Raw genomic sequence first — 4,286 nt, 5'->3', positions numbered from 1 at the left:
TGTTCGTAGGTATCTACTATTAATTCATATTCTGTGAGTATTTCCTTAACTATTGCATGGTCAGCAGCGTTTTTTTTTACTTGTTCCAGCAAGCTAGATGGTAGCAATGGTCGCAGGTGCGGCAACCAATAGTTAAATGTATCATTAGCTGTAGACTCACTTACTCCAAACTGGATGCCGAGAAGTTGAAATGTTGTCATATGCCTCAGATAGACCAAGGTTAAAATTATTTGTTCGGTCAGAGATAGTTTGGCTTTTCGACCTCCTCCACCAGCAATAATTCTCACTTTCTTTGCTTCTAGTAAAGCTTGTTTTTCATGATGTAATCCTTCGGCATTTTGGAGCAATTGTTGTAACTCTTCATAGGCCAGACCAATTAATCGCTGTGTTTCTTTAGGATTTTCTTCAATATGATTCAGGATGTCGCTCATCTTTCTGTGTAAAAAAAGGTCTCTTATGTTCTTTTACCACATAATGTTACTATTTTGGAGATGTCTAGATAACATCTCTGCTCCTCAAACGAGATATGTGATTATATAAATGTGCCAAATAATCGGTATTTTAAACTACCAAATTAGATGCGATTACCCTGGATATATGGCAAGTCTAGCTGTTGTCCATATCCCGAATTCATAGCCATATTTCTCAAGTTCTACTTCAACTGTTTATCAAAGTAAATTAATGTATTCTTTTGTGGCTTTTCGGTAATTACCCTTCATCCTAAGCTGTTCGACCTTTAAAGGAGGATAGTAGGGTGCGGAGCGTCAATAAGCGTTTCCCATTTATAGTAAGTGTTCGCTTCTGAGGCAGCTTACCTGGATCGTTAATGGTTTAAATGCGTAACAGCTTATTATCTTTAAAAGTGTCTAAATTATCAGGAACACCATGAATGCTCCAATAAGCAATTTTTCTCAGAGAGCATCCTATTAGTTCAGCAGTTTGAGCTTGTGTATTTCCGCTCTTTAGCAATAAAAAAATTAAGGCTATGAAGCCGAATGTCTGGATGCTAATGCTCCTTTAATACTTGTTGAAGATTTTCCCTTGTCTCGGAACTGAGGAAGTTTTTAGTAGGCATTGACTTTTTATAAATATCATAATAATAATATGCAATATGCGTTTTAGATGCTGAACAGCTTAAATCTGAGAAAGGTTTCGCCTGAAAAACCCTCCCAAAGACAGTTTTAAATTATCCCGAACAGAGGTTAATGTAAGGCGATTAAATTCATTCAAGGATCTGAGCATGACATCTTCTACTATTGACAATCTCACTCAACAGCAATGGCATCAGCAATCTGCGGCCGATGCTGCGAAATATCTGAGGACAGATTTAGAAGCGGGATTGTCAGAAGCAGAGGTGTCTGAACGTCAGAAACTTTATGGTTTCAATGAAATCAAAGGGAAAGCAGGGAAAAGCCCCATCATCCGTTTCCTGATGGAATTCAACCAACCCTTGATTTATATTTTGTTAGTTGCTGGCATCGTCACCCTGTTGCTAAAGGACTGGGTGGATGCGGGGGTGATTCTGGGCGTGATGTTGATTAACGCCGTGATTGGCTTTATCCAAGAATCGAAAGCCGAAAATGCGATCGCCGCCCTAGCCAAATCTGTCACCACTGAAGCCACCATGATTCGAGGCGGGCAAAAGGTTCGGCTGAACTCCCGCGAACTGGTTCCTGGCGATTTGGTGGTACTGGCATCTGGTGACAAAGTGCCTGCTGACGTGCGGTTAGTTAATGTGCGCGACTTGCAGGTGAGTGAATCTGCATTGACAGGGGAATCCGTTCCCGTCCAAAAAGCAACCGAACCCCTAGCAACGGAAACGGTTTTAGCCGATCGCACCAACATGGCTTATGCCGGAAGCTTGGTGACATTTGGGCAAGCAAAAGGAGTTGTGGTAGCGATCGCCAACCAGACGGAAACTGGGCGAATTTCGCAACTGATGGATCAAAGCACCGGGCTGGAAACACCACTTACTCGCAAGATTGAGCAATTTAGTAAGAGTCTGCTGTACGTCATTCTAGGGTTGTCAGCATTCATGTTTGCTGTGGTGATGGGCAAAGGAGGAACCTGGACAGACGGCTTTAAGACCGCAGTTGCCCTAGCCGTGAGTGCCATTCCCGAAGGACTTCCAGCCGTGGTGACTGTCACCCTAGCGCTGGGGGTGGAGCGGATGGCCAAGCAACACGCAATTATCCGCAAACTCCCCGCCGTCGAAACTCTCGGTAGTACGACGGTAATCTGTTCCGATAAAACAGGCACTCTCACCGAAAATCAGATGACCGTCCAAGCTATCTATGCCGGGGGGAGTTCCTACACTGTTAGTGGGGTGGGCTATCTAGAGTCAGGCTCGATTTTACAAAACGATCGCCCCGTAGAGGTAAGTCAATTCCCCATATTGCAGGAATGCTTGCAGTGTGGCTTATTGTGCAATGACTCTCACCTGCAAGAACAAGAGGGGCAGTTATCTGTAGCAGGCGATCCCACCGAAGGGGCACTGATTGTCTCGGCGCAAAAGGCAGGGTTGACACTGCAAGAACTAGAGCAGGAACAACCGCGACTAGATACAATTCCTTTTGAGTCGCAGTTTCAATATATGGCAACCTTGCATCAGTCAAGAGAACTAGCCGATCGCCACAGGATTTATGTTAAAGGTTCGGCAGAGTCTATTCTCAAGCAATGTCATCACCAAATTGATGCAGATGGTCAAAACATCGACTTAAATCGAGAGGAAATTGAGCAAGTTGTCGATCGGATGGCATCCCAAGGTTTACGGGTACTGGCATTTGCTAAAAAAGAAATCTCTGCCCAAAAGCAGGGGATCGATCGCGAAGATATTGACAACAATCTAGTCTTTCTGGGACTCCAAGGCATGATAGACCCACCCAGAGCCGAAGCGATCGCCGCCGTGCGAGTCTGTCAGTCTGTGGGAATTCAAGTCAAGATGATCACGGGCGATCATGCCCTAACTGCCGCCGCGATTGCCCGTAAAATGGGACTGAGCCAAGAAGAAGATGCCCTAGTGTTCACTGGGAAGCAACTGGCAGAAATGGACGATCGAGAACTGGCGAATGCCGTTGAAGCTAGTAATGTGTTTGCGCGGGTTGCGCCTGAACAGAAACTGCGACTGGTAGAAGCTTTGCAGTCCAAGGGCGAAATTGTTGCGATGACTGGAGATGGGGTCAATGATGCCCCAGCACTGAAGCAGGCAGATATTGGCATAGCGATGGGGATTACAGGTACGGAAGTTGCCAAAGAAGCAGCAGATATGGTGTTGACCGATGATAACTTTGCCTCCATTGAAGCCGCCGTAGAAGAAGGACGCACCGTTTATGGCAACCTGCTGAAAACCATTGGGTTTATCCTACCCGTCAACGGTGGAGAGGCGCTGACCATATTGGTGGGAATCTTGGCTGGTACAACCCTGCCAATTTTGCCGGTGCAGATTCTCTGGGTGAATATGGTGAGTTCCGTCGCCCTTAGTGCCACTCTAGCGTTTGAGCCCAAATCGGCTGAGACTATGCAGCGAGCGCCCCGCCGTCCCAATGAACCCCTGTTAACGAAAAAATTGCTGTGGCGCATCCTGATTATTTCAATCTTCAATCTCATTGCTGTACTTGGAATTTTTGAATGGGCTTCGCAAGCCACAGGTAATATCAATTTGGCTCGGACAATGGCAGTCCATACCCTCGTTTCCGCAGAAACCTTTTACTTATTGAGTATTAGCCAATGTATTCCATCTCTGTTTGCGTATTTAAAAGATCGCACTCAAGAAATTGCCTTTATTCCTGCTATCGGTGTGGCTTGTGTGTTTATATTTCAAGTTTTCTTTAGCCAGTTGACTTTCATAAACCCGCTATTTGCTACCCAACCGCTTAGTTTTATCCAAGCTCTCATTTGTATCGGTGCAGGGATTCCAGTCATTGTGCCTGCTCTGTTGTTAAAGCGGTTTGCTCCTCTTGCTTAAACTGATAGCGATCGTCACTCTAATTGGCGCGGCTGGAATTTATGCGTTTGAGCGCGAACTTCCTAATCGATCGCCCTATGTGGTTATTTGAGGGCAACACAGGCCACATTTTTTGTGAGTCAGGATGCTGAGAGCGATCGAGCAGAAATAGCGGCTACACAATCAATTCAAGCTGTGGAAACAGAAATTACTGCACTGCCAAGGTTCAAGCCTGCTTGACGAAAAGGTTTAAGCCTGTGAATTGCTAAGGAATGAGAATTAAATAACTTCCACTCTTGAAAGTGGGATGGGCGTCCCGCCCGGCCAAAAAGGACGGGCGGGA

At 45.6% G+C, this 4,286-nt stretch carries 2 protein-coding genes; one reads left to right on the top strand and one right to left on the bottom strand.

All coding sequences use genetic code 11. The features are described from left to right. Positions 1-431 (bottom strand): transposase family protein (locus tag QT987_RS29425; RefSeq protein ID WP_333246995.1); only part of this gene is annotated, 431 nt, incomplete at its 3' end. Positions 432-1,240: 809 nt separating this feature from the next. On the opposite strand from QT987_RS29425, the gene QT987_RS29415 reads away from it, so the two are divergent. Next, entirely contained in the window at positions 1,241-3,964 is a 2,724-nt protein-coding gene (locus tag QT987_RS29415; protein ID WP_333246993.1) for a cation-transporting P-type ATPase, read from the top strand. The last annotated feature ends 322 nt before the right edge of the window (positions 3,965-4,286 follow it).

Origin of the sequence: Microcoleus sp. SVA1B4, assembly GCF_036700545.1 — a bacterium.
GTDB lineage: Bacteria > Cyanobacteriota > Cyanobacteriia > Cyanobacteriales > Microcoleaceae > Microcoleus.
This window is presented reverse-complemented; position numbering and strand designations above follow the sequence as displayed.

Coding starts and splice junctions, on each gene's coding strand:
- QT987_RS29415 (WP_333246993.1), top strand. CDS start 1,241: ATGACATCTTCTACTATTGACAATCTCACTCAACAGCAATGGCATCAG.